Genomic DNA, 22,775 nt, shown 5'->3' on the forward strand with positions numbered 1-22,775 from the left:
GGGAACGGCGTGGGAGCAACGTACGAGCGCCGTGTCAGGCGCCTGTGCGGACGGCCGAAACCGCACACGCGCCCCCGGAATTGGGTAAACCGGAGCTATGACCCCTGTGGGCACTGAGCCAGAGCTCGCCGACCGCGTCCTCGGGGGCTGGCTGGGCCGGATCGCGGGCAACATGCTCGGCAAGCCGGTCGAGCAGGGCGACCTGTGGACGCGGGACCGCATCGACCGCTATCTGCGGCAGGCCGCCGCCCTGCCCCTGACCGACTACCTTCCCGAGCCGGCCGTCGAGAGCGACGGCTTCGAGCTGCGCCCCGAGTGGCGCCAGTGCGTGCGCGGCCGGATCCACGGCAGCTGCCGGGACGACGACGTCGACTACGCCATCCTCGGCCTCGATCTGCTGGAGACCCACGGCTTCGGGTTCAGCACCGAGCAGGTCGGCGACCTGTGGCTGCTGAGACTGCCGTACCTGCAGACGTTCACGGCGGAACGAGCGGCGTACCGCAACCTCGCGAACGGGCTGAAACCGCCGCTGACGGCCACCTTCGACAACCCGTACCAGGAGTGGATCGGCGCCCTGATCCGGGCCGACATCTACGGCTGGACCTGCCCGGGCGTCCCGCGCCGCGCCGCCTCGCTGGCCCGCCGGGACGCGGTGCTCTCGCACACCGGCAACGGTGTGTACGGGGCGATGTGGGCGGCGGCGCTGATCGCGGCGGCGTTCACGGCGCCGACGGTCCGGCACGCGGTGGACCAGGCGCTGGCCGTCATCCCGGCCTCCAGCCGGCTGGCGCGCACCGTACGCCGGGTCGTCTCGCTCCACGACACGCGGATGACCTGGGAGGACACGCTCGCCACGATCGGCGAGGAGACCACCGGCCTCGGCTGGATCCACACCATCCCCAACGCGGCCGTGCTCACCGCGGGCCTGCTGTACGGCGACGGCGACTTCACCCGCACCATCACCCTCACCGTCCGCGGCGGCCTGGACACCGACTCCAACGGCGCGACGGCGGGCTCGGTGGCGGGCGTCCTCACCGGGGCGGAGGAGATCCCGTCCCAGTGGAAGGACCCGCTGGAGGACACGGTCCGCAGCGCGGTGTTCGGCTTCGACGGCGTGCGGATCAGCGAGCTGGCCGAGCGGACGCTGCACCTGGCGGAGGCGGAGAACTGACCCCTGCGGCTGGTTACCCTTCCTGTGTGACCAGCTCCGAAGAATTCGCCGCGTACATCGCGGGCCTGCCCCGCATCCTCTCCGGCGCCGCCGCGCTCTTCCGTGACACGGAGGGCCGGGTGCTGCTGGTGGAGCCCAACTACCGTGAGGGCTGGGCCCTGCCGGGCGGCACCATCGAGTCCGACGGCGGCGAGACCCCGCGCCAGGGCGCCCACCGCGAGACGCTGGAGGAGATCGGCCTGGACCGCGAGCTCGGCCGGCTGCTCGCGGTGGACTGGGTCTACCGGCCCGGCTTCCCGCCGCTGGTCGCCTACCTGTACGACGGCGGAGTCCTGACCGAGGACGACCTCAAGGCGATCCGTCTGCAGGAGGAGGAACTCCTGTCCTGGCGTCTGGTCGCCCGGGAGGACCTCGGCGACTATCTCCTGGGCACCCTCGGCGACCGCGTCCTGGTCGCCCTGGACGTGCTGGACGAGGGGTCCGGAACTGCCGAGCTGGAGAACGGCCGCCGAGCGCACGGATAAAGGTTCGCCCCGCCCCGGCGCGCCCCCCTACCCTCGGCCCCATGACCAAGCCCCTCGTCGCCATCCTGAGCGGCGCCGGTATATCGACCGACTCCGGCATCCCGGACTACCGCGGGCCGAACGGGCTGTGGCGGAAGGATCCCGGGGCCGAGAAGCTCGTGACGTACGAGTACTACATGGGGGACCCCGAGATCCGGCGGCGGTCGTGGCAGATGCGGCGCGCGAACCGGACGCTGCTCGCCGAGCCGAACGCCGCGCACCGGGCCGTGGCCGAGCTGGAGAAGTCGGGCGTGCCGGTGCGGGTGATCACGCAGAACGTGGACGGGCTGCACCAGCTCGCCGGGATGACGGCCCGCAAGGTGCTGGAACTGCACGGCACCGCACGGCAGGTGGTGTGCACCCGCTGCCACGCGCGTGGCTCCATGGAGGACGCGCTCGCCCGGGTCGAGGCCGGTGAGGACGACCCGCCGTGCCTGGAGTGCGGCGGCGTCCTGAAGTCCGCGACCGTCATGTTCGGTGAGCGGCTCGATCCGGTGGTGCTCGGTGAGGCCGTCGCCATCAGCAAGGCGTGCCAGGTGTTCATCGCCGTCGGTACCAGCCTGCAGGTGCAGCCCGCCGCCGGGCTCGCGGGCGTCGCCGCGGACCACGGGGCGCGGCTCGTCATCGTCAACGCCGAGCCGACGCCCTACGACGAGATCGCCGACGAGGTCGTACGGGAGCCGATCGGCACCGCACTGCCGGAGCTGCTGCGCCGGCTGAGCACGGACCACGAAGGCTAGGCGTCTTCGGACTCCGAGGCCCGCACCACCCGTACGCCCGCATCCTCCAGCGCCGCGCGGGTGGTGGCGTCGGTCGGGGTGTCGGTGACGACGACGTCCAGTTCCTCGGGGTCGCAGATCTTCACCATGCCGGTGCCGGGGAACTTGGAGCCGTCGGCGAGGAGCGCCACCTTGTCGGCGGCGGCGATCATGGCGCGCCGCGCGGGCACCTCGGCGACCGTGGTGTCCATGACCTGCCCGCCGGCCCGGACCCCGCAGGCGCCCATGAAGAGCCAGTCGGCGTGCACCTGGCGGAGGTTGTCCTCGGCCATGAAGCCGTCCAGCATGCGGGAGGCACGGATGACCATGCCGCCGAGCAGCATCAGGTCGACGCTGTCGTCCGGGAGGAGTTCCTCGTACACGGCGAGGTTGTTGGTGACGACCGTGATCCGGCGTCCGTGGAGTCGGCGGGCGAGCCGGTGGACGGTGGTGCCGGAGTCGAGGATCACCGACTGACCGTCCTCGATCATCGCGGCGGCCCGGGCGGCGATCGCGTCCTTCCCCGGCACCCGTGCCTCGGCGGCCTCGGCGAAGGGCGCCGGTTCGTCCTCGACGACCGCTCCCCCGTGCACCCGGGTGAGCAGTCCGTCCCCTTCCAGCTTGAGGAGGTCGCGGCGGACGGTCGCGGCGCTGGCTCCGAGCCGATCGGAGAGGTCCGTCACGGTGACGGTGCCGCCGGATCGCAGCGCCCGCAGGATCAGTTGGTGTCGTTGTTCGGCCAGCACCGACGGAACACTACCCGCTAGAACAGGGCCGTTCCCCGTTCGAAGTCCAGGAGGCGTTGTTTGCGGGGCAGGCCACCGCCGTAGCCTGTGAGGCTGCCGTCGGCGCCGACCACGCGGTGGCAGGGGACGATGATGCCGACCGGGTTCTTTCCGTTGGCCAGGCCGACCGCTCGGGAGGCGGCCGGATTGCCGAGGGCGGCGGCCAGTTCGCCGTAGGAGCGGGTCTCGCCGTACGGGATCCGGCGGAGCTGGTCCCACACCATGCGCTGGAACGGGGTCCCGTTCAGGCGGAGTTCGAGGGTGAACTCCTTCAACTCGCCGTCGAAGTAGGCCGTCAGCTGTGCCTCCACCTCGCCGAAGGGGCTGTCGTCGCGGTCTCCGAACGTCTCCTCGGCCGGCCGGTGGCGCTGGTCGGTCATGTAGAGGCCGCACAGGACGCCGTCCTCGGCGACGAGGGTGAGGGGGCCGTAGGGGCTGGTGATGACGGTGTGCTGCTTCATGAATGTCCTTACACCGGGAGGAAGTTGATCGGGTGGCTGTCCGTCGCCCACAGGTACTGGACCGCGTACGCCCGCCACGGCCGCCAGGCCGCCGCGCGGGTGGTCAGCGCTCCCGGGGTGGAGGGCAGGCCCAACTCCTTGGCCGCGCGGCGGATTCCGAGGTCGGTGGGGAGGAAGGCGTCCGGGTCGCCGAGGGCGCGCATGGCGATGACGTCCACCGTCCAGGGGCCGAAGCCGGGGAGGGCGAGGAGACGGGCGCGGGTCTCGGGCCAGTCGCTCTCCGGGCCCAAGTGGATGGCACCGGAAGCCAGTTGGGTGACGAGGGTGGTGAAGGTGGTGCGCCGGGTGCGGGGCATCGCCAGGGTCTCGGGGTCCAGGGCGGCCAGGGCGTCGGGGGTTGGGAAGAGGTGGGTGAGGCCCCCCTCCGGGTCGTCCACCGGGTCGCCGTGCGCGGTGACCAGACGGGCCGCGTGGGTGCGGGCGGCGGCCGTGGAGACCTGCTGGCCGAGGACGGCCCGCACGGCGAACTCGGCCTCGTCGACCGTGCGCGGCACCCGCCGGCCCGGGGCCTTGTCGACCAGCGGGGCCAGGACGGGATCCGTGCGGAGCTGGTCGTCGACGGCCACCGGATCGGCGTCCAGGTCCAGCATGCGGCGGCAGCGGCTGATCGCCACGGTCAGGTCGCGCAGGTCGCTGAGGGTGAGGCGGCAGGCGATGTGGTCGGGTTCGGGGGCCAGCGACGCGACGCCGTGGCCGTACGGGAGGCGGAGCGTGCGGCGGTAGGCGCCGTCGCGCCACTCCTCGACGCCGGGTACGGCGGTCGCAGCGAGGTGGCCGAAGAGGTTGTCCGGGTTGAGGGGGGCGCGGAAGGGGAGGCGGAGGACGAGGGTGCCGGGGGTGGCGGATGGGGCTGTGTTCCTGGGCAGACGGGCGCGCAGCTCGCTCGGGGACAGGGCGAAGACCTCGCGGACCGTGTCGTTGAACGTGCGGATCGAGGAGAAGCCGGCGGCGAAGGCGATCTCCGCCATCGGCAGCGGTGTCGTCTCGATCAACAGGCGGGCGGTCTGGGCACGTTGGGCGCGGGCGAGGGACAGCGGACCGGCGCCGAGTTCGGCGAGCAGCTGGCGTTCGATCTGGCGGGTGCTGTAGCCGAGACGGGCGGCGAGCCCGGGGACGCCCTCGCGGTCCACGACGCCGTCGGCGATCAGCCGCATCGCGCGGGCCACGAGGTCGGCGCGCTGGTTCCACTCCGGTGAGCCCGGGCTGGTGTCGGGGCGGCAGCGCTTGCAGGCGCGGAAGCCGGCCTGCTGACAGGCGGCCGCGCTGGGGTAGAAGGTCATGTTCTCGGGCTTGGGCGGGACGACGGGGCAGCTGGGCCGGCAGTAGATGCGGGTCGTCAGGACCGCCGTGAAGAACCAGCCGTCGAAGCGGGCGTCCTTGGACTGGACGGCGCGCACGCAGCGCTCTCGGTCGGTGTGCATCCCGTTCTGCATGCGTCCAGCATCGGCGATGGGCGCGGGCAGGGCTGGCGAGAATCCGACATCGACCTGGGCTGCCCTGGGCCGGTGCGGATCACCGGGCGGTGACCAGTCGGTTGTTGAACATCGTTCAGCGATGCGGGGGCGCTGGGTAGGATGCCCGCATGGGTCACGGAGCGGACGCCGCGCGGGACGTCACCGGGCGCGCGGGCCTGGACGCCGGCGACATCGCGGAGGTGGCCGAGGTCGCCACCACGCTGCAGGCCCTGTCGGCCCCCTCCCGGCTGCTGATCCTCGCCCGGCTGCGTGAAGGGCCGCTGCCCGCGACGGAGTTGGCCGCGGAGGTGGGCATGGAACAGTCCGCGTGCTCGCACCAGTTGCGGCTGCTGCGGAACCTGGGGCTGGTCGTGGGCGAGCGCCGCGGGCGGTCGGTGGTGTACGCGCTGCACGACCGCCGTGCTCCTCGACCGGGCCGTGCACCACGTGGGGCATCTGCGGCGGGGGATCAGTGACGCCGGGGAGTGACCCCTCGCGCCGGCGGATGTGGCCGCTGTACGCCGCCGGGTTCACCACCGCCTTCGGAGCGCACGGCATCGCCGCGAACCTCGGGGGCGCGGGCAAGGACGCGGTCACCTCGCTGCTCGTCCTCGGCGGGCTGCTCGCCCTCTACGACGGCGCCGAGGTCCTGCTCAAGCCGGTGTTCGGCACGCTGGCCGACCGGGTCGGGGCGCGACCGGTGCTGCTCGGCGGGCTGGTGGGCTTCGCCGTCGCGTCAGCGCTGTACGTGCTCGCGGACAGCCCGGGGTGGCTGTGGGCCGCGCGGCTGGGGCAGGGGGCGGCGGCGTCCGCGTTCTCGCCGGCCGCGTCGGCGCTGGTGTCCCGGCTGAACCCGGCGGCGAAGCAGGGGCGGGCGTTCGGCGGCTACGGCTTCTACAAGTCGATCGGCTACACACTGGGGCCGCTGCTCGGCGGGGTACTGGTGTGGGCGGGCGGGCTGCGGCTGCTGTTCACGGTGCTGACGGTGCTCGGCGCGGCCGTCGCGGTGTGGGCGCTGGCCGCCGTCCCCGTCGTACCGCCGCTCCCCCGGGCGCGGCAGACGGTGCTGGACCTGGCGCGGCGGCTGGCGGACCCGGCGTTCCTGGTGCCGACGGCCGCGCTCGCCGGGGCCACGGCCGCGCTGTCGGTCGGGGTGGGGTTCCTGCCGGTGTCCGGCCGCGCGGCGGGGCTCGGCACGGTGGCGACGGGGGCGGCGGTGTCGGTGCTGGCCGCGTGCGCGGCGGTCGTGCAGCCCCGTACCGGACGGGCCTTGGACGCCGGGCGGCTGACGGCGCGGACCGGTCTGACCGCCGGGCTGCTGCTCACGGCGGCGGGGCTGGCCTGCGCGATGCTGCCGGGCCTCACAGGGGTGCTGCTCGCCGCCGCCCTGATCGGCGTCGGCACGGGCCTGATCACTCCCCTGGGCTTCGCGACCCTGGCCTCCTCGACCCCGAAGGAACGCCTCGGCCAGACCATGGGCGCGGCCGAACTGGGCCGCGAACTGGGCGACGCGGGCGGCCCGTTGCTGGTGGCGGGGGTCGCCGCGTCCACCACCCTGACGCACGGCTACGCGACCCTGGCGGCGGTGTTGGCGTGCGGGACGGTGCTGGTGGGGTGGGGCTTGCGGGCCGGGGTACGCGCAGAGGATACGGAGGCGGCTTGACGGGGTTGTGGGGGCCTCGGCGGCCGGCGGCGCATCAGCATCCCGTCGCCCCCGCCTGTCTCGCCCCCGAAGGCGCCGGCGGACAACCCCCGCTCAGCTCAGCACTCCGCCCAGCAAGCGCAGCAGGTCCCCGGTGGCGTCCGCCGCGCACAGGGGCGGCAGGGCGCCCAGGGCGAGGATCGCCGCGGCGATGGTGCGCAGGTGCGGGGGCGGGGTCGTCTGGAGGGCGGCGATGCGGCGGGTGACGGTGCGGTCGGTGAAGTGCAGGGCGCAGCCCTGGCTGTGCGCGACGAGGGCGGCCCGGGCCAGCGCGCGGGCCGTGGTGCCGCGGTCGCCCACCGCGCCGGCGGCCTGTTCGTCGGCCCAACGTTCCACCAGGTAGGCGACGCTCGTCCGGACCGGCACGAGCAGCGGGTTCGCCGCCGCGGCGAGGCCGGCCGCACGGACCAGCAGGCTGTGCCGGTGAGTGAGATGGGCGCGCTCGTGGGCGAGCAGGACCCGGCGTTCGGCGGGGCGCAGGGCGGCCAGCATCGCCGATGTGACCAGGATCCGGCCAGGGGTGCCGGGGACGGCGAAGGCCTGCGGCCGCGGTGAGGCGGCGACGATCAGTTCGGCGCCCGGCGGGTGCCCCTCGCACAGACGGCGTAGCGTGCGCCGGGTCGCCCGCTCGGCCCGGACCGCGCGCAGCACACGGCAGACGGCGACCGTGAGCACCGCCAGCGCGAGGACGGCGACCGTCCCGGGGACCGGTTCCGGCAGCAGCCGCCCGTCCTCGCGGGCGTCGGCGACGACCGGCGGGGCCTGCCCGACCAGCGTGACGGTCAACAGCACCAGGGCCCAGGTGGTCGCGCCCGCGGTGAGGACGGCGGCCGCGGTCAGGGCCCGGGCCGCCTGCGCGGGCGCCTGCGACCGGGCGACCGGGCGGCTGACGGCGGCGAGCAGCAGGGACAGCAGCACCGGGGTGTAGACGTCGATCCTCATCTCGTCCTTCCCGTCCCCTGCCGAACCGCCGTGCCCCCGTCAGACACCGCCCTCACCCAGCAGCTCGCGCAGGGCCGTCTCCTCCTCCGGGCTCAGGCCGGTGACGAAGTGCTGCAGCGCGGCTATCGGGTCGGGCCCCCGGTCCAGGGCCTGGTGCATGGCCTCGGCGGTCATCTGGGCCGCGTTCTTCGCCGGGCGGTACGCGCCGCGCCGCCCGTCGGCGTCCCGCAGGACGAGGCCCTTGTCGTGCAGGCGCCGCAGGATGGTGTGCACGGTGTTGTAGGCGAGGTCACCGTCCAGCTCGGCCTGGATCTCGCCCGGCGTCAGAGCCCGGTCGGTCGCCCACAGCGCGGCGAGGACCTCGCTCTCCAGCTCGCCGGGGCTGCGTCGCTCGGCTCTGCCGCGAGGAGTCGTGCCTGCCATGGCCACCACCTTACGGCGCGTAGGGTCCGGCGGTCAGCGACTCGCACCTCCCCCTTACCCGCCTCCGACATCACCCCGACCTACAGCCTGTAGGGTGATCTACGACCCTACAACGCGTAGGGCCGGAGGGATGGACGATGCCACGGGCCTCCGACGCCGCAGCCGCACCTTCACGGACCCGGACCCCCGGTGCCGCCCCACCCCCAGGGTCACCTCCGGCGCCCCGGACGGGTGAGCGATGGCTCATGGCCGTGGCGGGCGCCTTCACCCTGCTCCAGCTCGTGCTCGTGCGCCCCGGGCTGGGCCTCGGCTGGGACGAGACGGTGTACGTCAGCCAGGTCAGCAGCCACGCCCCGGCGGCCTTCTTCAGCGCCCCGCGCGCCCGAGGCATCACCCTGCTGGTGGCCCCGGTCGCCTTCTGGTCGTCGTCGACCCCGCTGCTGCGGGTGTACCTGGCCGTGCTGGCGGGCGCCGGCCTGTACTGGGCCCTGCGGACCTGGCTCGGCCCGTTCCCGCCCCGCGTCCTCGCGGCCGGCGGCGCCCTCTTCGCCACCCTCTGGATCACCCTCTTCTACGGCCCCCAGGCCATGCCCAACTACTGGGTGGCTGTGGGCGCCCTGGCCGCCGTGGGCTACTTCCTGCGGGCCCGCCGCGACCGCACCCGACGGGCACCTCTGTGGGGCCTGGCCGCGGCGGCCGCGCTGATGGCGTGGATGCGGCCCACGGACGCCGTCTGGACGAGCCTCCCCCTGTTCGCCCTGGCCCTCCGCGACCGCCGCCCGCGCCTTCTGTTCGCCCTTCTCGGCGGCATGGCGGCGGGCGCGCTCGAATGGGTCGTCGAGGCGTACGTCAGGTACGGCGGCCCGGGCGCCCGGCTGACCGCCGGCTCCCGCATCGAGGGCGGCCTGGGCCTGCACAATGCCGTGACCGACCAGCTCCGCAGCCTCGGCGGACGCGCCCTGTGCCGTCCGTGCACCGGCGCGATCCCGAGCGCGCCGGTGATCGCCTGGTGGTTCGTCCTGCCGCTGCTCGCCGCGGCCGCGCTGGTCATCGCGGTACGGGCCCGTCGTACGATCGGCACCGCGCTGCCCCTCGCCTGCGCGGTCACCGCGGCCGTGCCGTATCTCTTCCTCATCGGGTACGCGGCACCCCGCTTTCTGCTGCCCGCGTACGCCCTGCTCGCGATCCCGGTCGCCGACGCCCTGTGGTTCCTGGTCACGGCGCCTGCGGGGCGGTGGCGACCGGTGGTCGTGACCCTGGTGGCGGTCGGGCTGGCCGGTCATGGGGCCGTGCAGCTGGCGGTGGTGGACAGAGCGGTGTCCCGTACGACGACCGCGCACCGCGCCTGGGCCCGCAGCGCCACGGAACTGCGCCACCTGGGCGTCTCCCCGCCCTGTCTGCTCACCGGCGGTGACTCCGTCCCCATCGCCTTCCAGGCCGGCTGCGCCTCCGCGTACACCGCCGGTCACGACACCGGCACCACGGCCGGTGCTCTCACGCGCACCGCCCGCCGCATCCCGGTCGCCCTCCTCGCCACGAGCCCCGGGCACCTGCCGTCCTACGCCCACGGCTGGCGACTGCACCGGCTGTCGGACGGCTACGCCTACCTGGCGCCCGGCGCCCTGCGGGAACGGCAGGGCGCATGAGCACGCAGACCGGTGCCGTCCTGGACGCAGGGCGGCGGGTGCCCTGGCAGACCCTGGTGGCCGGCGGCCTGCTGGCGGGGGCCGTGGTGATCGCGGTACGGCACTGGCCCGTACTGGACGCCGGGGCCGACCGGCTGGTCGTCGCCGACCGGGGCTGGCTGCTGCTGGCCGCGGTGCTCACCGTGCTGACCTGGGTGTGCGCGGCGGTCACGGTACAGGGCGCGGTGCGGGAGGCGTTGCCCGCGCGCCGGCTGGTGGCCGTGCAGTTCGCGGCGGGGGCGGCCAACCACGTCCTGCCCGCCGGGGTGGGGGCCGGTGCCGTCAATCTGCGGTTTCTGATGCGCTGCGGGCTGACGCCGGGGCGGGCCGCGACGGCCCTCGCGGTCCGCGGCACCGCGGGCGCGGTCGTGCGGTGCGCGCTGATCGCGGTGCTCGCCCTGGCCTGTCCCGGGGTGCTGCGGCTGCCGTCGGTGGACGGGACGACACTGCTGCTCGCCCTCGTGGGGACGGCCGCCGCCGGCTGCGCGGCCGTGGCGTTGGCTCGGCTGACCCGGGTGCGTCGGTGGCTGGCGTGCACGGTGGCCGATGTGCGGGGTGTCCATGAACGCCCGCCGCGCGCGGCGGCTCTGTGGGGCGGTTCGCTGGCCTTCGCCGTGCTCCACACGGGGATCGTGCTCGCCGTCGTACGGGCCCTGGAACTGCCGCTGCCGGCGGGACGGGTCGCGCTCGCGTATCTCGCCGCGAGCAGTGCCGCCGTACTGCTGCCGACGCCCGGTGGGCTCGGGTCGCTGGACGCGGCGCTCGCCTGGACGCTGACGGCGGCCGGGGCTCCGGCCGCGGCGAGCCTGTCCGCGGTGCTCGGCTACCGGTTGCTCACGGTGTGGCTTCCGCTGGTGCCGGGGCTGTTGGTGCTCGCCGGGCTGGTGCGCACGAAGGCGCTGTAGAGGCGACGGTGGAGCCGGGGGGTCATGACAGATGGTGGCCGATGCCGCGGGCGGTGGCGATGGTCAGGTCACTGCCGGCCGCACGCAGCTTGCGGCGCAGCCGGGTCAGGTACTGGTCGAGGGTGTTGTCGCTGACCTGGGCGCCTTCCGGCCAGGCGGCCCGGACGAGGTCCCGGCGGCTCACGTTCTCCCCGGGCCTCGCCATGAGCGTGGCCAGCAGCCGGAACTCCGTCGGCGTGAGATCGGCCGCCGTGCCGCGGACGGTCAGGCGGTGCCGTACGGCGTCGAGTACCAGATCCCCGGCCGTGGCGTGGGGCGTGGGCACGGCACGTTTGAGGACGGCGCGCAGGCGGGCGGCCAGTTCGGCGAGGTGGAAGGGCTTGAGGAGATAGTCGTCGCCGCCCGCGGAGAAGCCGGACAGGCGGTCGGTCAGGCCATGGCGTGCGGTGAGGAAGACGACCGGGAAGGAGAAGCCGTTGGCGCGCAGCGCCTGGCAGACGTCCCGCCCGTCCGCGTCCGGGAGCCCGACGTCCAGCACGGCCGCGGCGACCTCGGCCCCGGCCAGCCGCAGCGCGCTCGCTCCGTCGGCGGCGGGCAGGGTCGCGAACCCTTCGTACCGCAGCCCGCGCATCAGCACGTCACGCAGGCCGTGATCGTCCTCGACGACCAGGATCTTGGGGGGCATGGTCCTCCGTCAGGGTTCGGGACAGGCGCGGGGGTGTGTGCGGTCGGGCGCGGAGAGACGTGAGGGACGGATGTCCGTCAGGGACCCGAGGGCGGTGCGGAGTCGGGGGGTCTGTCAGAGGGTGTGGGTGGTCGGGAAGCGCGCCCCCTGCCGGTGCCGTCTCCGTCGCCGTTGTCCCGTCCCTCGCGCCGGTCCGGCCGCGCACCGGGCACGGAGCGCCCCGATCCGCCCCCACCCGTCATCCGCACGGCCAGCCACCGCCCGAGCACCCACCAGCACAGCCCCAGCCACGCGCCCGCCAGCAGCCAGCCGCCCAGTACGTCGCTGGCCCAGTGCACGCCCAGGTAGACGCGGCTCAACCCGACGGCCACCGCCCAGCACACCGCGATCACGCACGTCGTTCGCGCGAGCCCGGGTCGGATGTGCCGGGTGACCGCCCAGCACACGAACCCGGCCGTGAGCGCGGAGGTCGTCGTGTGGCCGGAGGGGAAGGCGAAGCCGGAGGCGTGGGCTGCCCAGTCCGCGGCGCTCGGACGGGCCCGCGCGAACAGCTCCATCAGCCCGCTGCGCACCAGTTGCCCGGCGACCAGCACCGCCAGGCCGTACACGACCGCTCTCACTCGCTCACCGGTGTCCCGGCCGGCGACCAGCCCGGCCGCCATGACGATCAGGTACGGCCACGGTCCCGTCCCGGTCGCCGTGATCCCCCGGGCCAGGGCCTGACCGACCGGCGGCCGGTGCCGGAGCGCCCAGGCGTGCGCCGCGCCGTCACCCGGGAGCGGCGAGCCGTGCCGTACCCCCATCGCGACCGCGAGGGCGGCGAACAGCACGGCGCAGGCGACGGCGAGCAACGGCAGCCCTCCCCACCAGGGCCGCGCATCCCGTACGGACCGAGCACTCCGCGGAGCCCGGGCCGCCCCACTCACGGCGCCCCCGCCAGCCGCCAACCGGTCACCGCCCCGCCGATCACCACGTCACATGCCGCCGCTCGCCCGGGACGACCCGGCACGCCATAGCGCGCACTCCGCCTCACACCCCCGTCACCAACGCCCCGAACCGAGTCCCGGCCACCCGTCCGACCAGCGGCGCGCCCCGGTCGGCGAGCTGCATCAGGAGCCAGGCCAGGAGCGCTCCGAAGGCCAGGCCCACGGCCACGTCGTGGGGATAGTGGGCGCCGATCCAGACGCGGGAGACGGCCATCAGGACGGCCGCCGGGGCCGCGACACGGGTGAGACGGTGGTCGGTCAGGGCGATCGCCACGGCCGCGGCCCCGGCGATCACCGCGTGGTTGCTGGGGAAGGACCAGTCGCCCGCCGCAGGGCACGCCTCGACCGTGACCACGTGCAGCGTGCGGCAGGGTCTGGTTTCGGCGACCGCCGACTTCACCAGCACGTCCACGGCGTACACGACCACCACGATCAGTGGTGTCGCCAGGGCGCGGAGCATTCGCGCCTCCCCGGCCCCGCGGGCCCGCCACCAGGCGACGAGCATCAGCACGGCGAACAGGGCGAGGCCGTAGTCGGACCAGACGGCGATCGCGGTGTCGAGGCCGCCGTCGACCGAGGCGCCGCCGAAGGCAAGGTCGGTCATGACGGGGCCCCCGGGGAGGCCCGGCGGGCACGCGCGCGGCGGGCCTCGACGGCGAGCGGGGTCAGGGACGCGAGGACCACGACGGCGACCAGCGGCAGGAGGTAGTGGTCGACGTTGGGGATGGAGGAGCCCAGCGCATAACCGCCGAGGACGAGGCCGATCGTCCACACCAGTCCGCCGACGACCTGCCAGAGCGTGAAGACCCGTACCGGCACGTCCAGGGCCCCGGCCAGCGGGTTGAGCACCGTGCGCACCACCGGCACGAAGCGGGCCAGGACGACCGCCTTGGCGTGGCCGTAGCGCGTGAGCAGTGCCTCGGCGCGCGCCGCGCCCTCGTGCAGCTTTCTCGACCGGCTGCGGGCCAGCAGCGCACGGCCGCCGCGCCGCCCGATCCAGTACCCGACCTGCGCCCCGGCCAGTGCCCCGACGACCGCGGCGACCAGCACCTGCGGCAGCGAGAGATGCACGGACCGGTGAGTGCCGCCCGCGCACAGCAGTCCCGCCGTGAACAGCAGCGAGTCGCCGGGCAGGAAGAAGCCGACCAGCAGGCCGGTCTCGGCGAACAGCACGGCGGCGATGCCGAGCGTGCCGAAGGCGGACAGCAGGGATCCGGCGTCCAGGACGTTCACCGCCTGGGCGACGGCGAACTCGGCAACTGCCATGCGGGCGACCCCTCTCATACTGAGACGTGGACGGAGCGGGCCGGAACCCGCGCCGAGCGACTACAGTCATGTAGACCGTCTACCGAACTGTAGACGAATCAGAGCCGAGGAGCGTTCCCATGCCGCAGGGGCAGATCGACGAGCCGGCCGACGGGCGCACGGACCGGCGGCCCGCGGGCGAGCTGGAGGCGAGTGTCCTGGCCGCCCTGTGGGCCGCCGACGGACCGCTCACACCCGGCGCCGTGCAACTGGAACTCGGCGGCGGCCTGGCCCGCACCACCGTCACCACCATCCTCACCCGGTTGCACGCCAAGGGCGCGGTCACCCGGGAGCGGGTCGGCCGCGGCTACACCTACGCACCCGCCCAGGACTCCCCCGGGCTGACCGCGCGCAGGATGCACGCCGAACTCGACAAGGACGAGGACCGCGGCACCGTACTCGCGCGTTTCGTCTCCGACCTGAGCCCGGAGGACGAGCGTGTGCTGCGCGCCCTGCTGGAGACCACCGGCCAGGGGACGGCCGACGAGACGCCGTGAGCCGGTGCGGGTACCCGTGGTGGTCAGTAACCGGCCGCGGGGTCGTGCCGCGTAGGCTGGCCGGTGACGGACCGGCGGCCCTGGAGGAATCACGTGATCTTTGCCGTGTGGCTCCCGCTCCTGATGCCGCTGCCGGCGGTCCCGCTGGCCCGGCGCGGTGCGGAGCAGCTGCCGCCCCGGACGGCGGCCTGGGCGCTGACCGCTCTGGCACTGGTCCTCGCCCTGTCGAGCACGGCCGCTCTCGTCCTGCTGGCCCTGAACGGCGCCCTGCGCCTCCCCTTCGTCGCGGCACTCGGCCATCTCTCCCCGCATCTGCTGGGCGACGGCTCCCCGGCCACCGTGCCCGCCGCGGTCCTGGCCGCCTGCGCGCTGACGGCACTCGGCGCCTCGCTGCTGCGCCGGGCCGTCCGGCACGTGCGTGAACTGCGCGCCGCGCACCGGCAGTTCGGGAGCGAGGCGAGCGCCGGCGATCTGTCGGTGCGGGAGGACGAGCGGCCCGACGCGTACGCGCTGCCCGGCCGCCCCGGCCGCATCGTGGTGACCACGGGCATGCTGCGCGCCCTCAGCGCACGCGAGCGCGAGGTGCTCTTCGCCCACGAGCGCGCGCATCTGTCCGGCCGCCACCATCTCTTCCTCGTGGCCACGGAGTTCGCCGTGGCCCTGCACCCGGCACTGCGCAGTCTGCGCGCCCCGCTCTCGTACGCCCTGGAGCGCTGGGCCGACGAGTCCGCCGCGCGGGTGACGGGTGACCGCACCCTCACCGCCCGCGCCGTCGGCCGCGCGGCGCTCGCCGCCCGCGCCGCGAGCCCCCGGCCGCGGCTGTCCCTCACGGCCACCGCGGGGCCGGTCCCGCGCCGGGTCAGTGCGCTGCTGAGCGCGCCGAAGCCCGCCGCCCGCGCACTCCCCCGCGCCCTGGCCGGACTGCTCCTCGTCTGTGTCGCCCTGTCGGCGACGGCGGCCCTGGATGCGGCCACGGACCTGCACGACGGCATCGAGGTCGCCCAGGGAGAGAGCGCCCCCGTCGGACACGGCGACTGACCGGAGCCGCCGGCCGCGGTGGGCCGTGGTCACCCTTCTCACGCACAGCCCCCTCACAGCACACGCTTATGGCATGCTCAGGCCAACAAGTGCACGCAGCCCCGATCGCCTCCGGCGCACCCAGGCCGGCCGGCGATCGCCGAGCAGACCGGGATCCCGGTCGCCGCAAAGGAGTTCCGCGTGAGATCGACCCCCCACAGATCCGTCGCCGCGCGCCTGCTGGCCGTCGCCGCGCTGGCCGTCGTATCGCTCCCCGCCCTTCCCGCGGCCGCCGCACCCTCAGCGGCGGCGGCCTGCACCCCGGCCCAGGTGGTGGCCAACGGCGGCTTCGAGAGCGGCACTTCGCCCTGGAGCCAGTCGTCGACGAGCGTCATCACCAGCCGGTCCGGTCAGAGCGCGCACGGCGGAAGCTCGTTCGCCTGGCTCGACGGCGTCGGATCCACGCACACCGACACGCTCTCCCAGAGCGTCACCGTCCCCTCGGGGTGCGACAAGGCGACCCTGTCCTTCTGGCTGCACATCGACACCGCCGAGACGACCTCCTCCACCGCCTACGACAAACTGACGGCGAAGATCGGCTCCACCACGCTGGCGACGTACTCGAACCTCGACAAGAACACGGGCTACGTCCAGAAGTCCTTCGACGTCTCGGCCTTCGCCGGCCAGACCGTGAACGTCGCCTTCACCGGCACCGAGGACTCCAGCCTGCAGACCAGCTTCGTCCTGGACGACATCGCCCTCGACACCTCCGCGGGCACCACCCCGCCGGCGGACTCGACACGGACGCCCGCCTCACCCTCGTACACAGTCAGTCTGAGCAGCAACAGCAGCGGCACCGTGTGGACCGGCCACGAGAGCGCGACCTTCACCAACGCCTCCTCGACCGCGCTCGGCGAGGTGTATCTGCGGCTGTGGGACAACTATCACGGCACCTGCTCGGCGATGCCCATCACGGTCACGAACCTCACCGGCGGTACGGCGGGCGCCCTGTCCGTCGGCTGCACCGCCCTGCAGATCTCCCTGCCGGCCCCGCTCGCGCAGGGGCAGAGCGCCACGATCGGCTTCGACCTCGGCATCACCGTGCCGAGCGGCGCCGACCGGTTCGGGCACGACGGGGCCTTCAACAACATCGGCAACGCGCTGCCCGTGCTCGCGGTGAAGGACGGGGCGGGCTGGCACCTGGACCCGTACACCAACAACGGCGAGTCCTTCTACTCCCTGGCCGCCGACTTCAAGGTCACACTGGACCACCCGAGCAGCCTGCTGGTCCCGGCCACCGGCACGTCCGTCGACACCCCCGGTTCCAGCGGGCGTACGGTCACCACCGCGACCGCGTCCAAGGTGCGCGACTTCGCCTGGGCGGCGGGGCCGTTCAGCAAGATCTCGGGTACGTCGGCGGCCGGCACCGCGATCAACGTCTACTCCGTCTCGGGCATCAGCTCCTCCGACGCGCAGTCGATGCTGAGCACCGCGAAGACCGCCGTCGATGCCCATGCCGCGCGCTTCGGGGCCTACCCTTACGGCGAGTTGGACGCGGTCATCGACAACAACTACTGGTTCGGCGGTATGGAGTACCCCGGCTTCGTCCTGGACCTCGTCAGCACCACCGCGCTCACCCATGAGATCGGCCACCAGTGGTGGTACGGCATCGTCGGCGACGACGAGTACAACAGCCCCTGGCTGGACGAGGCGTTCACCGACTACGCCACCGACCTGGCCCTCGGCAAGACCGGCAGCAACTGCTGGAACAGCGTCTCCTGGGCCTCCTCCGCCGAGAAGATCACCAACTCCATGGCGTACTGGGACGCCCACTCCTCCCGCTACTCCACCGTCGTCTACGGCTACGGCAAGTGCGCCCTGCACGACCTGCGGCGCCTCATCGGTGACACGGCGATGACCAAGGTGCTGAAGGACTACGCGAGTTCACACTGGTACGGCGTCTCCACCACGGCCGAGTTCAAGGCGGCGGCGCAGTCCGCGACGAGCACGGACCTGACGTCGTTCTGGAGCACGCACCGCATCGACGGCTGAGCGGACGGGAGTTCAGCGGGTCTGCGCGGCGAACGCCTCGTGGGCCCGCTCGTCGAAGAGGACGAACCTGACCTCCTCGACCGACGTGTCCGCGGCCCGCACCGTCTCCACGGCGATGCGGGCACCGTCGTCGATCGGCCAGCCGTAGACACCGGTGGAGACGGCGGGGAAGGCGACGGTACGGGCGCCCAGTTCGTCGGCGACCCGGAGGGACTCCCGGTAGCAGGAGGCCAGCAGCTCCGAGCGGTCCTCGCCGGCCGACCAGACCGGGCCGACGGTGTGGATCACCCACCGCGCGTCCAGCTTCCCGGCGGTCGTCGCGACCGCCTGACCGGTGGGCAGGCCCTTGCCGTAGCGCGAGGCGCGCAGCTTTCGGCACTCCTCCAGGATCTCCGGGCCGCCCCGGCGGTGGATGGCACCGTCGACACCCCCTCCACCGAGCAGCGAGGAGTTCGCCGCGTTGACGATGGCGTCGACGGACTGCCGGGTGATGTCGCCCTTGACGAGAGTGATGCTGGTCATGGTGCCTCTATACCAGGAGGGCGGGGACGGCGCGCACGGGTCTTCCGGCGCCGGGAAGGAGGGTGCCCTCCCCTTACGGCCGGGGTCAGCATCGGCTGCCGCGAGTCGGCCGTCGGACACCGCTCCGGGGTCGAGGCGAGGGGACGCGCCCGCCGCCCCGCACTCCACCCAGGCCAAGGACACGACCCCGGCCCCTTGCCACTCGCGTCGGACACCGTTCGCCTCTGACGAGACACGGTGAAGACCGTGCCCGAGCCCGGACGGAGGCCGGGCCTGCGGGCGTGCGGGGAACGTGCCCGTGGTCGGCGTCAGGGGGCGGACCGGACCCTGTTGTTGCGGCTACTTGCGGCTACCGCTGCTCACGCAGCCTGCGCCACACCGCCTTCGCCGCGTTGTGGCCCGACATGCCGTGGACGCCCGGGCCCGGTGGGGTGGCGGAGGAGCAGATGAAGACCGCCGGGTGGGGGGTGGTGTACGGGGAGAGGGAGAGCTTGGGGCGCAGCAGGACCTGGAGGCCGGTCACCGCGCCGGAGCCGATGTCGCCGCCGACGTAGTTGGCGTTGCGGGCGGCGAGTTCGGGCGGGCCGGCGGTCGCGCGGGCGAGGACGCGGTCGCGGAAACCGGGCGCGAAACGCTCCAGTTGGCGTTCCATGACGTCCGTGAGGTCTCCCGTCCAGCCGCTCGGCACATGGGCGTAGGCCCAGAAGACCTGCTTGCCCTCGGGGGCGCGGGTGGGGTCGACGACGCCCGGCTGCACCGTGATCATGAACGGTCGGTCGGGTGCCCGGCCCTCCCGGGAGGCCGCACGCAGGGCCCTGCCGATCTCCGCGCTGTCGGCACCGATCTGCACGGTGGTGGCGGCGCGGGCCTCCTCCGCGGTCCACGGCACCGGTCCGTCGAGCGCGTAGTCGACCTTGAAGACGCCCGGGCCGTACTTGTAGTCAGCGTAGTAGCGGCCGAAACCGGCGATGCGGGCCAGCGCGGTGGGCGAGGTGTCGAAGACGTACGCGCGCGCGGGCGGCAGGTCGTCGAGACGCTTGACCTCGTAGTCGGTGTGCACCAGGCCGCCCAGGTCCTTGAGGTACGCGGTGAGCGCGTCCGCGATGGACTGGGAGCCGCCCCGGGCCACCGGCCATCCGCGCGCGTGCGCGGCGAGGGCGAAGACCAGGCCGATGGCACTCGTCGCGAAGCCGCTGAGCGGGGCCATCACATGGGCGACCAGTCCGGCGAAGAGGGTCCTGGCCCGGTCGTCGTGGAAGCGGCGCGCCAGCCAGGTCGACGGCGGCAGGCCCACGAGGCCGAAGCGTGCGAGGGTGACCGGGTCGCGGGGCAGCGCGGTCAGCGGCAGGGACATGAAGTCGCGGATCAGGGTGTCCCACCGGGGCAGGAACGGGGCGACCAGTCTGCGGTAGGCCCCCGCGTCGCGTGAGCCGAAGGAGGCGGCCGTCTCGGCGACCGAGCGGGCCAGCACGGCGGCGGTGCCGTCGGTGAAGGGGTGTGCCATGGCCAGGTCGGCGTGCAGCCACTGGAGGCCGTACCGCTCCAGGGGCAGGGCGCGGAAGGCCGGGGAGTTGATGCCGAGCGGGTGGGCCGCGGAACAGGGGTCGTGCAGGAAGCCGGGCAGGGTGAGCTCCTCGGTGCGGGAGCCACCGCCCACGGTGTCGCGGGCCTCGAAGACGGCCACGGAGAAGCCGCGGCGGGCCAGCTCCACGGCGGCCGTCAGTCCGTTCGGCCCCGCACCCACCACGCACGCATCGAGCATCGACGGCACCTTCGGACCCCTTCGTCAACCGCTGGCCTGGGGGTCAGGATATGCCGGGGATCTGACACCCGGGGGTGCGGACCGGGGATGCCGGCTGCCCGCTGCCGCCGAGGTCGGTCACGCGGGTCCTTGCCGCAGAAGTCCCACCACCTTGCGGGCCGTCGCCTCGTCCCGGGCCGTGGTGAAGGGGAGGCTGTTGCCGCCGGTTATCCGGAACGGTTCCCCGGAGAGTGTCAGATGGGTGCCGCCCGCCTCCTCGGCGAGGAGGAGGCCCGCCGCGTGGTCCCAGGCGGCCTCCCAGGAGAAGGCCGTCGCGTCGAGCTCACCGCGGGCGACGGCGAGGTACTCGAGGCCCGCCGAGCCGCAGGCGCGGGGGGCGACGCCGTCGGTCCACAGGCCGAGCAGGGCGTGCTTCTGCTCGTCCGTCGTGTAGTCCGGGTGGGAGGTGGCCACTTCGAGGTCCCGGCCGGGGGCGGGCGAGCCGGCGTCCAGGCGCTCGCCGTCGAGGAAGGCGCCCCGGCCCCTGACGGCGACGGCGAGCTGGCCGCGGGCCGGCGCGTACGTCCAGGAGGCGAGGACCACTCCGCGGCGCGCGAGCGCGACCAACGTGCAGAACCCGGTCTCGCCGCGCACGAACTGGCGCGTGCCGTCGACCGGGTCGACGATCCACACCGGGGCGTCGCCCTGGATCGCCTCGTACGTCGCCGGGTTCGCGTGCACCGCCTCCTCGCCGACCACGACGGAGCCGGGCAGCAGGGCGCCGAGGGTCTCGGTGAGGTACCGCTCGGCGAGACGGTCGGCGTCGGTGACCAGGTCGTGCGGTCCTGCCTTCTGGTCGATCTCGTGGGCGGCCAGGCGGCGGAAGCGGGGCATGATCTCGGCCGCGGCGGCCGTGCGGACCGCCTCCTCCACGTCGGCCGAGCGTCGGGCGAGAAACTCGTCGATGGTTTCCGTGTCTACGATCATGCCTCCATGAGAGCATGCGCCACTGACAACGCCCGCCCGCCGGGTGGATACCCGGTGGAATCGGGATGAACTCGGGGTGCGCGAGCCGCGGCTCTAGCGGCCGACCGCGTACCCCTGCATCCCGCGCGGGTTGGCGGCCGCCGACAGCACGCCCGTCTCCGGGTCCCGGGCCACCGCGCACAGGCGGCCCTCCGACCAGGGGTCGCCGACGGTCACCCGGTGACCGCGCCGCCCCAGCTCCTCGACGACGTCCGCACCGACGCGGGACTCGACCGTGACGCTGCCCGGCCGCCGACCGCGCGGATAGAAGGAGCCGGGAAAGCTGTCGTTGTGCCAGTTCGGGGCGTCGATCGCGCCCTGGAGGTCGAGGCCGCCGCGGACGGGCGGGAGCAGGGCGAGGGCCAGGAAGAAGTGCAGCTGCCACTGGTCCTGCTGGTCGCCGCCGGGCGTGCCGAAGGCCAGCACCGGGACACCGTCGCGCAGGGCGAGGGAGGGCGTGAGGGTGGTGCGCGGACGGCGGCCCGGGGTGAGGGAGTTGGGCAGACCGTCCTCCAGCCAGGTCATCTGGAGCCGGGTACCGAGCGGGAAGCCCAGTTCGGGCACGACCGGGTTGGACTGGAGCCAGCCGCCGCTCGGGGTGGCGGCGACCATGTTGCCCCAGCGGTCGACGACGTCGATGTGGCAGGTGTCGCCGCGGGCGGTGCCGTCGGCACCGGTCTCCGGCTCCCCCGGCACCGGGGACGTCGGCGGTTTGGCGACGGTCGGTTCACCGGCGCCCATCGGGCTGAACCCCGGCTCGTCGGCTATCACCGTGTGCGCGTGCGCACTGAGCCGCGGGGTGCGGCCTCCGGGGCTGCCGGGGCGCAGTTCGTACGAGGCCTTGTCGCCGACGAGGGCGCGACGGGCGGCGTTGTAGTCGGCCGACAGGAGGTCTTCCAGCGGCACCTCGGCGGCGTCCCCGTACCAGGCCTCACGGTCGGCCATGGCGAGCTTGCAGCCCTCGACCAGCAGGTGGACGTAGTCGGCGGAGCCGTACGCGGGCAGCTCCGGCGGCAGCAGCGCCAACTGCTGGAGCAGTGCCGGTCCCTGGCTCCAGGGGCCGGCCTTGCACACGGTCCAGCCGTTCCAGTCGTACTTCACCGGGCCTCGTAGGTCGCCGACCAGCCGGCGAGATCGGCCGCCGTCAGGGTGCCGGTGTGGCGCTCGCCGCTGGTGTCGAGGGTGGGGCGCCCGGACTGCTGTACCAGCGCCTCGGCGATGAAGCCGGAGCGCCACACCTCGCGCGCCGCCTCGATCTGCGCGACGCGGTCCCCGGCGCCGGCGGTCTCGGCGATCAGACGCTTCCAGGTCGCGGCGAGGGCGGGGTTGCGCAGCAGCCGACCGGGGCGGGGGGCCTTTCCGCCGGGCAGGTAGACCTCCGCCGACGAGGTCCATTCCGTCTCGAACAGCTTCCGTACCGTCTCGACGGTCGCGCCGACGTTCTCCACGGGCGCGTGCCCGTGCTCGGCGTACCCGACGGCGTACCCGAGGACGTCCGCGAGGGGCTTGGTGCCGTGGTCGCGGAGCAGGAGCATCCAGGCGTCGAAGGCGCCGGGCACGGCGGCGGCGAGGGGGCCGGTGCCGGGTACGAGGTCCAGACCGAGCCCCCGGTAGTGCGCGACACTCGCCCCGGCCGGGGCCACGCCCTGTCCGCACAGCACCCGTACCTCGCCGCCGGCCGGCGCGAGCAGGATCGGGACCTCGCCTGCGGGGCCGTTGAGGTGCGGCTCGACGACGTGCAGCACGAACGCGCCCGCGACGGCGGCGTCATAGGCGTTGCCGCCGTCCTCCAGTACGGCCATCGCCGACTGCGAGGCCAGCCAGTGGGTGGAGGACACCATCCCGAAGGTGCCCTGAAGGGTCGGCCGGGTGCGGAAGGGCATGTCTCACCTCTCGGTTCGCTGTGGGACTGCCCCTACCCGTCCGAGGCGCCTACGAAGATTTTGCGATCCCCCGGGCACTTCATGAGCCGCCCCACACCCACGCGTTCTACGCGCGTGGTGTCATGCTCACGCCTGCCACCCCCCACGTGGGC

Annotated in this window: 21 protein-coding genes and 2 pseudogenes; 10 read left to right on the top strand and 13 right to left on the bottom strand. The window is 73.9% G+C overall.

The window, feature by feature from the left end; translation table 11 throughout:
- Positions 1 to 97 precede the first annotated feature (97 nt).
- Genes ABZZ74_RS01435 through ABZZ74_RS01445 form a run of 3 tightly spaced genes read left to right on the top strand, consistent with a single transcriptional unit; the run spans position 98 to position 2,474 of the window.
- A complete protein-coding gene (locus tag ABZZ74_RS01435) occupies positions 98 to 1,171 on the top strand; it encodes an ADP-ribosylglycohydrolase family protein (RefSeq protein ID WP_356760896.1) in 1,074 nt (357 codons plus the stop codon).
- 26 nt (positions 1,172 to 1,197) lie between these two features.
- Complete coding sequence (locus tag ABZZ74_RS01440) at positions 1,198 to 1,695, top strand: NUDIX hydrolase (protein WP_356760898.1); 498 nt, start codon at positions 1,198 to 1,200, stop codon at positions 1,693 to 1,695.
- A 41-nt stretch (positions 1,696 to 1,736) separates the two neighbouring features.
- The gene (locus ABZZ74_RS01445; protein ID WP_356760899.1) at positions 1,737 to 2,474 is read left to right on the top strand and encodes a Sir2 family NAD-dependent protein deacetylase; all 738 of its coding nucleotides are present in this window, start codon (positions 1,737 to 1,739) and stop codon (positions 2,472 to 2,474) included.
- Here the strand turns inward: ABZZ74_RS01445 and ABZZ74_RS01450 are convergent.
- Genes ABZZ74_RS01450 through ABZZ74_RS01460 form a run of 3 tightly spaced genes read right to left on the bottom strand, consistent with a single transcriptional unit; the run spans position 2,471 to position 5,231 of the window.
- Positions 2,471 to 3,238 carry a DeoR/GlpR family DNA-binding transcription regulator gene (locus tag ABZZ74_RS01450; protein WP_356760900.1) on the bottom strand — a complete coding sequence of 256 codons (768 nt, stop codon included), beginning with the start codon at positions 3,236 to 3,238 and terminating at the stop codon, positions 2,471 to 2,473. The genes ABZZ74_RS01445 and ABZZ74_RS01450 overlap by 4 nt on opposite strands.
- A gap of 17 nt (positions 3,239 to 3,255) precedes the next feature.
- The gene (locus ABZZ74_RS01455; RefSeq protein ID WP_356760901.1) at positions 3,256 to 3,738 is read right to left on the bottom strand and encodes a methylated-DNA--[protein]-cysteine S-methyltransferase; all 483 of its coding nucleotides are present in this window, start codon (positions 3,736 to 3,738) and stop codon (positions 3,256 to 3,258) included.
- A gap of 8 nt (positions 3,739 to 3,746) precedes the next feature.
- Positions 3,747 to 5,231 (bottom strand): AlkA N-terminal domain-containing protein, encoded by a 1,485-nt coding sequence (locus ABZZ74_RS01460; RefSeq protein WP_356760902.1) that lies wholly within the window; start codon positions 5,229 to 5,231, stop codon positions 3,747 to 3,749.
- Positions 5,232 to 5,380: 149 nt separating this feature from the next.
- Between ABZZ74_RS01460 and ABZZ74_RS01465 the strand changes: the two are divergent.
- Together ABZZ74_RS01465 and ABZZ74_RS01470 are read left to right on the top strand one after the other, a co-directional pair.
- A pseudogene (locus ABZZ74_RS01465) lies at positions 5,381 to 5,741 on the top strand (metalloregulator ArsR/SmtB family transcription factor).
- 16 nt (positions 5,742 to 5,757) lie between these two features.
- Positions 5,758 to 6,915, top strand: a complete 1,158-nt coding sequence (locus ABZZ74_RS01470) for an MFS transporter (protein WP_356761098.1) — start codon at positions 5,758 to 5,760, stop codon at positions 6,913 to 6,915.
- Between the two features lie 93 nt (positions 6,916 to 7,008).
- Here the strand turns inward: ABZZ74_RS01470 and ABZZ74_RS01475 are convergent, their stop codons facing one another.
- Entirely contained in the window at positions 7,009 to 7,896 is an 888-nt protein-coding gene (locus ABZZ74_RS01475; RefSeq protein WP_356760904.1) for a M48 family metalloprotease, read from the bottom strand.
- 39 nt (positions 7,897 to 7,935) lie between these two features.
- Positions 7,936 to 8,319 carry a BlaI/MecI/CopY family transcriptional regulator gene (locus ABZZ74_RS01480; RefSeq protein ID WP_356760906.1) on the bottom strand — a complete coding sequence of 128 codons (384 nt, stop codon included), beginning with the start codon at positions 8,317 to 8,319 and terminating at the stop codon, positions 7,936 to 7,938.
- Positions 8,320 to 8,456: 137 nt separating this feature from the next.
- On the opposite strand from ABZZ74_RS01480, the gene ABZZ74_RS01485 reads away from it, so the two are divergent.
- A complete protein-coding gene (locus ABZZ74_RS01485; RefSeq protein ID WP_356760907.1) occupies positions 8,457 to 9,965 on the top strand; it encodes a hypothetical protein in 1,509 nt (502 codons plus the stop codon).
- Complete coding sequence (locus ABZZ74_RS01490; protein ID WP_356760908.1) at positions 9,962 to 10,909, top strand: lysylphosphatidylglycerol synthase domain-containing protein; 948 nt, start codon at positions 9,962 to 9,964, stop codon at positions 10,907 to 10,909. The genes ABZZ74_RS01485 and ABZZ74_RS01490 overlap by 4 nt, the downstream gene beginning before the upstream one ends.
- A gap of 22 nt (positions 10,910 to 10,931) precedes the next feature.
- Here ABZZ74_RS01490 and ABZZ74_RS01495 read toward each other — a convergent pair whose 3' ends face one another.
- The 4 genes from ABZZ74_RS01495 to ABZZ74_RS01510 all read right to left on the bottom strand — a co-directional run bounded on the left by ABZZ74_RS01495 (position 10,932) and on the right by ABZZ74_RS01510 (position 13,846).
- Positions 10,932 to 11,594 carry a response regulator transcription factor gene (locus tag ABZZ74_RS01495; protein ID WP_356760909.1) on the bottom strand — a complete coding sequence of 221 codons (663 nt, stop codon included), beginning with the start codon at positions 11,592 to 11,594 and terminating at the stop codon, positions 10,932 to 10,934.
- A gap of 77 nt (positions 11,595 to 11,671) precedes the next feature.
- Positions 11,672 to 12,445 carry a phosphatase PAP2 family protein gene (locus tag ABZZ74_RS01500; RefSeq protein ID WP_356760911.1) on the bottom strand — a complete coding sequence of 258 codons (774 nt, stop codon included), beginning with the start codon at positions 12,443 to 12,445 and terminating at the stop codon, positions 11,672 to 11,674.
- Positions 12,446 to 12,623: 178 nt separating this feature from the next.
- Entirely contained in the window at positions 12,624 to 13,184 is a 561-nt protein-coding gene (locus ABZZ74_RS01505; protein WP_356760912.1) for a phosphatase PAP2 family protein, read from the bottom strand.
- Positions 13,181 to 13,846, bottom strand: a complete 666-nt coding sequence (locus ABZZ74_RS01510) for a DedA family protein (protein WP_356760914.1) — start codon at positions 13,844 to 13,846, stop codon at positions 13,181 to 13,183. Before ABZZ74_RS01510 ends, ABZZ74_RS01505 begins: the two co-directional genes overlap by 4 nt.
- 119 nt (positions 13,847 to 13,965) lie before the next feature.
- Here ABZZ74_RS01510 and ABZZ74_RS01515 point away from each other — a divergent pair, with 119 nt between their 5' ends.
- The 3 genes from ABZZ74_RS01515 (at position 13,966) to ABZZ74_RS01525 (ending at position 17,451) form a co-directional block, all read left to right on the top strand.
- Entirely contained in the window at positions 13,966 to 14,382 is a 417-nt protein-coding gene (locus ABZZ74_RS01515; protein ID WP_356760915.1) for a BlaI/MecI/CopY family transcriptional regulator, read from the top strand.
- Between the two features lie 93 nt (positions 14,383 to 14,475).
- Positions 14,476 to 15,420 (top strand): M56 family metallopeptidase, encoded by a 945-nt coding sequence (locus tag ABZZ74_RS01520; RefSeq protein ID WP_356760917.1) that lies wholly within the window; start codon positions 14,476 to 14,478, stop codon positions 15,418 to 15,420.
- Between the two features lie 180 nt (positions 15,421 to 15,600).
- On the top strand, positions 15,601 to 17,451 hold the full coding sequence (locus tag ABZZ74_RS01525) for a M1 family aminopeptidase (protein ID WP_356760918.1): 1,851 nt from the start codon (positions 15,601 to 15,603) through the stop codon (positions 17,449 to 17,451).
- A 12-nt stretch (positions 17,452 to 17,463) separates the two neighbouring features.
- On the opposite strand, the gene ABZZ74_RS01530 is transcribed toward ABZZ74_RS01525, so the two are convergent.
- The 4 genes and pseudogenes from ABZZ74_RS01530 to ABZZ74_RS01545 form a co-directional block, all read right to left on the bottom strand.
- Positions 17,464 to 17,973 (bottom strand): O-acetyl-ADP-ribose deacetylase, encoded by a 510-nt coding sequence (locus ABZZ74_RS01530; protein ID WP_356760920.1) that lies wholly within the window; start codon positions 17,971 to 17,973, stop codon positions 17,464 to 17,466.
- A gap of 349 nt (positions 17,974 to 18,322) precedes the next feature.
- Positions 18,323 to 19,735, bottom strand: a complete 1,413-nt coding sequence (locus ABZZ74_RS01535; protein WP_356760922.1) for an NAD(P)/FAD-dependent oxidoreductase — start codon at positions 19,733 to 19,735, stop codon at positions 18,323 to 18,325.
- 117 nt (positions 19,736 to 19,852) lie between these two features.
- Positions 19,853 to 20,701, bottom strand: a complete 849-nt coding sequence (locus ABZZ74_RS01540) for an inositol monophosphatase family protein (RefSeq protein WP_356760923.1) — start codon at positions 20,699 to 20,701, stop codon at positions 19,853 to 19,855.
- A gap of 93 nt (positions 20,702 to 20,794) precedes the next feature.
- Positions 20,795 to 22,623, bottom strand: a pseudogene (locus ABZZ74_RS01545) (gamma-glutamyltransferase).
- Positions 22,624 to 22,775: the final 152 nt, after the last annotated feature.

The sequence above is a fragment of the Streptomyces sp. NPDC006476 genome (assembly GCF_040612015.1).
GTDB classification, from domain to species: Bacteria; Actinomycetota; Actinomycetes; order Streptomycetales; family Streptomycetaceae; genus Streptomyces; species Streptomyces griseorubiginosus_B.

Excerpts from the sequence above, each read along its gene's own strand:
- ABZZ74_RS01435 (WP_356760896.1), top strand. The coding sequence starts at position 98 with ATGACCCCTGTGGGCACTGAGCCAGAGCTCGCCGACCGCGTCCTCGGG.
- ABZZ74_RS01445 (WP_356760899.1), top strand. The coding sequence starts at position 1,737 with ATGACCAAGCCCCTCGTCGCCATCCTGAGCGGCGCCGGTATATCGACC.
- ABZZ74_RS01455 (WP_356760901.1), bottom strand. The coding sequence starts at position 3,738 with ATGAAGCAGCACACCGTCATCACCAGCCCCTACGGCCCCCTCACCCTC.
- ABZZ74_RS01460 (WP_356760902.1), bottom strand. The coding sequence starts at position 5,231 with ATGCAGAACGGGATGCACACCGACCGAGAGCGCTGCGTGCGCGCCGTC.
- ABZZ74_RS01470 (WP_356761098.1), top strand. The coding sequence starts at position 5,758 with ATGTGGCCGCTGTACGCCGCCGGGTTCACCACCGCCTTCGGAGCGCAC.
- ABZZ74_RS01475 (WP_356760904.1), bottom strand. The coding sequence starts at position 7,896 with ATGAGGATCGACGTCTACACCCCGGTGCTGCTGTCCCTGCTGCTCGCC.
- ABZZ74_RS01480 (WP_356760906.1), bottom strand. The coding sequence starts at position 8,319 with ATGGCAGGCACGACTCCTCGCGGCAGAGCCGAGCGACGCAGCCCCGGC.
- ABZZ74_RS01485 (WP_356760907.1), top strand. The coding sequence starts at position 8,457 with ATGCCACGGGCCTCCGACGCCGCAGCCGCACCTTCACGGACCCGGACC.
- ABZZ74_RS01490 (WP_356760908.1), top strand. The coding sequence starts at position 9,962 with ATGAGCACGCAGACCGGTGCCGTCCTGGACGCAGGGCGGCGGGTGCCC.
- ABZZ74_RS01495 (WP_356760909.1), bottom strand. The coding sequence starts at position 11,594 with ATGCCCCCCAAGATCCTGGTCGTCGAGGACGATCACGGCCTGCGTGAC.
- ABZZ74_RS01505 (WP_356760912.1), bottom strand. The coding sequence starts at position 13,184 with ATGACCGACCTTGCCTTCGGCGGCGCCTCGGTCGACGGCGGCCTCGAC.
- ABZZ74_RS01510 (WP_356760914.1), bottom strand. The coding sequence starts at position 13,846 with ATGGCAGTTGCCGAGTTCGCCGTCGCCCAGGCGGTGAACGTCCTGGAC.
- ABZZ74_RS01515 (WP_356760915.1), top strand. The coding sequence starts at position 13,966 with ATGCCGCAGGGGCAGATCGACGAGCCGGCCGACGGGCGCACGGACCGG.
- ABZZ74_RS01530 (WP_356760920.1), bottom strand. The coding sequence starts at position 17,973 with ATGACCAGCATCACTCTCGTCAAGGGCGACATCACCCGGCAGTCCGTC.
- ABZZ74_RS01535 (WP_356760922.1), bottom strand. The coding sequence starts at position 19,735 with ATGCTCGATGCGTGCGTGGTGGGTGCGGGGCCGAACGGACTGACGGCC.
- ABZZ74_RS01540 (WP_356760923.1), bottom strand. The coding sequence starts at position 20,701 with ATGATCGTAGACACGGAAACCATCGACGAGTTTCTCGCCCGACGCTCG.